Origin of the sequence: Photobacterium aquimaris (genome assembly GCF_002954455.1) — a bacterium.
Taxonomy (GTDB): domain Bacteria; phylum Pseudomonadota; class Gammaproteobacteria; order Enterobacterales; family Vibrionaceae; genus Photobacterium; species Photobacterium aquimaris.
The window spans coordinates 1-2,835 of the sequence record NZ_MSCC01000009.1; the positions used below are offsets into that span (position 1 = coordinate 1).

At 32.7% G+C, this 2,835-nt stretch carries 5 protein-coding genes; 1 reads left to right on the forward strand and 4 read right to left on the reverse strand.

Annotation, left to right across the window (positions count from 1 at the left end; genetic code table 11):
* Window positions 1-507 (forward strand): hypothetical protein (locus BTN98_RS20445; RefSeq protein WP_167390216.1); only part of this gene is annotated, 507 nt, incomplete at its 5' end.
* Window positions 508-588: 81 nt separating this feature from the next.
* Here the strand turns inward: BTN98_RS20445 and BTN98_RS20140 are convergent.
* From BTN98_RS20140 to BTN98_RS20450, 4 genes are all read right to left on the reverse strand, one after another.
* Window positions 589-1,269 carry a hypothetical protein gene (locus BTN98_RS20140; RefSeq protein WP_146107058.1) on the reverse strand — a complete coding sequence of 227 codons (681 nt, stop codon included), beginning with the start codon at window positions 1,267-1,269 and terminating at the stop codon, window positions 589-591.
* Window positions 1,270-1,373: 104 nt separating this feature from the next.
* Complete coding sequence (locus BTN98_RS20145) at window positions 1,374-1,805, reverse strand: hypothetical protein (protein ID WP_065190198.1); 432 nt, start codon at window positions 1,803-1,805, stop codon at window positions 1,374-1,376.
* A 69-nt stretch (window positions 1,806-1,874) separates the two neighbouring features.
* Window positions 1,875-2,135, reverse strand: coding sequence for a hypothetical protein (locus tag BTN98_RS20150; protein ID WP_065190199.1), 261 nt, complete (start codon window positions 2,133-2,135; stop codon window positions 1,875-1,877).
* Between the two features lie 187 nt (window positions 2,136-2,322).
* Window positions 2,323-2,835, reverse strand: a 513-nt coding sequence (locus BTN98_RS20450) for a hypothetical protein (protein WP_167390217.1), incomplete at its 5' end; no start/stop codon positions are given.

A 2,835-nucleotide genomic window follows, 5' to 3' on the forward strand; every position in this document is an offset into this window, starting at 1 on the left:
GCCTATGTTCCTGCTGCACCATTTGGTATTGATAGTGTTGATAAATTATCTATGACTATTTCTTTTGATCACTTGGACAAGAAGACCTTTTCTCAAATGTGGGGATACTTATCAAAGGGTAATAGAAGAAACTATGGTTCGACAAACCCTTTTGATAATTTCTCTAAGATCTCACCATTCAATGAATCGAATGAACCTATCCTTAATGGTTTGAAGTTTGATGCCGTAATACAAGCAAATATATACGGTAAAAATGCAAATCTGCATTGGAATGCTGACGTAGATAAAAACTATGAAAACATTGCAATGAAAGACTTTTCAACGCTACAAAAAGCGTTAAGTTCAACAATGACAATTGACGCACCTTTAGAGTTGTACTCTAAATATGTTGGTGTTCACGAACGAAAAAAACAGGTAAAAAACAAAGAAATTATAATAAAAGATGATTACGTGAATACCACCATTTTATATAAAGATGGTAAAACCACGATTAAAGGTATTGAGTAACGATTCGCTTTATTAAAAGCTTATAACTAAGTTTATATAGGGGCAGTAATGCCCCTATATGATAGAAAAGTTAGATAGCTTTTAACAAAACAAACCAACCACTGCTGGAATCGTTAAAAGTGTAGTTAATAATTCTTTGTGCGTTTTTGACACATGTTCTTTATTCTCTACTATGTGATTATCTTCATTTGAGTGATCAAATTCAGACAGTTTAGAGTGAAGCAGTATTCCATTTTTAAAAACCACACCTTGGCTATTATTCAATCTATGAAAGCAAGAAACTTCATAACTTATCTCTTGTGGTAACGAGCAAGTTTTAAAATTAAGATCATGTACTATCTTGTTTGCATCACCACGCCAGCCTTGCATCATAACAGCTTTGTTGGTGGCTAAATTGGGCAGATATTTAAGTGATTTAATCACTTCAACTGCATACCCCCTATTTTCAAGAAACATATCATTTGTCATATCTGTATATATAGCTGTGTTGTCCGTGTTTTTTAATGTTAGGTAACTCATTGTATTAATGATTTCTGCTTCCGTTTCCATTAATGATAAAACATGATGAAGCTCTTGTATTACACCTCTTACCTCTTCAATACTTGTATCATTTGATAATGTAAATGATGAAAAATATTTAGCTGTGAACGAGCGTGAAAAAACAAACTTATCGTTCAAGTAAAGGAATGGTGTTATTAGATAGCCATTTGACGCTCTATGAAGCGTTATAAGCGTTTGATTTAAGTTAGTGGATAAACTCATTAGATAAAACCCAAAGAAGCCCATGTTGTCGCATGAGCATGAGGATAGTTAGATAAAAAAAGAGCCTGTAACAATGAATGTTAAAGGCTCTAATTTATTGCAGATTAATTTGCTAGGATTGGATAACTTTCGTCCCAAGCAGTAATTAATTTGATCATTTTAGTTTTAAAATCATCACTGCAGTTGTGCCATAGCGATTGAGTATTAAACTCAATACTTTGGTCAGTGGTAGCGGTAAATAAGTGGTCAGCATTACTTATATAGTTAAGACTAATAAGAGCCAAACAATCAGTTTCACCACCGGTTTTAATGGCCTCTATCGTTTTGTTTAATAGATTGCCAGTTGTTTTAACTAAATCAGCATTAGTAATTATTTCAGATGACGACTCAACTGACATTACATACGCCATAATTTTCGCACCAGAACCAACAGAGAAATTCTTAACCTGCTCATTTTCATTAACAGCTACAACGAATTTCTTGTTTGATTGAGTAGTGAAAGAGTAGATAAATAGTTTTTGGATAGAGTTAGACATTAGATTTTCCTTTTGGGGATTTTGATTGGATAGTTAGATAAATGGTATGCAAATATAGCTAATGATTTGTTACTTTATTTTGTTCACTTCAATTTCTAATTCTTCAACAAATAAAAGCCTATGTTCAGCTTCTAATAGTTGTTTAATTTGATTTCTCAGTGTCGTTTTTGCTTTTAACAATTGCTTTTCATTATGAGTGCTTTGGGTGCGAGTAAAATCAATTACGTTAATAGTCGCATTGATTTTAGCAATTGCAGCAGCAACCGATGCACAAGCATTATTTACATCTAATTGGATATTTTCTTGTAATTGGATAAGAGTATGGTTCATGATTAATCCTGAATAATAGATATAAAAAAACCACCATCATTAAAAAATGTGGTGTATTTATTGGATAGTTTAAAAAAGTTAGATATAGGTGCTATGGTTAGCGAGGTTGGATTACGGAGACTTTAACCGATACGTCTGTCAATGAAACTTGAATATACATTTTTTAAGCAGTAATTGGAACATTCGCCTAAAAAAAAGTTAATCCTGTACAACCAAGATTGTTAACCAGATTAAATTCTTTTTGTTTCTGCTTGGTAGTGAATGTCTCATTTTCTATTTCACTCAAAATCACTTCACCATTTATCAGTAAAACTGATTTATGGTATTCGTAGTGATTACCAGCATTCATCACATTTTTGTAAAGACTGATAAAGTCTTCTGCCGTCTTAATCTCATTCGACAAATTATTTAACGCTTTCTGAATATCACTATCTAATGTTTCAGCAATAGGCGTAACAATATTGTCGATCTTTGGATTAGTGTTGTTGTAGGCCACTTTTTTAACGTAACCCTGTAACGTTGGAATACGCTCACCAGTAATACCAAGCAAAGGTATCATATTGCGTTGCTTTGAATTATCACTCCCCTCACAGCCAAACAAGATTTCATCCTGCTCGATAACGATTAATTCATCATAATCATGCTGAATCAAAGTCTCATATTCTTTGCTTATCGTGATAACTAAATCAGCAAAATTTTT

Excerpts from the sequence above, each read along its gene's own strand:
- BTN98_RS20140 (WP_146107058.1), bottom strand. The coding sequence starts at position 1,269 with ATGAGTTTATCCACTAACTTAAATCAAACGCTTATAACGCTTCATAGA.
- BTN98_RS20145 (WP_065190198.1), bottom strand. The coding sequence starts at position 1,805 with ATGTCTAACTCTATCCAAAAACTATTTATCTACTCTTTCACTACTCAA.
- BTN98_RS20150 (WP_065190199.1), bottom strand. The coding sequence starts at position 2,135 with ATGAACCATACTCTTATCCAATTACAAGAAAATATCCAATTAGATGTA.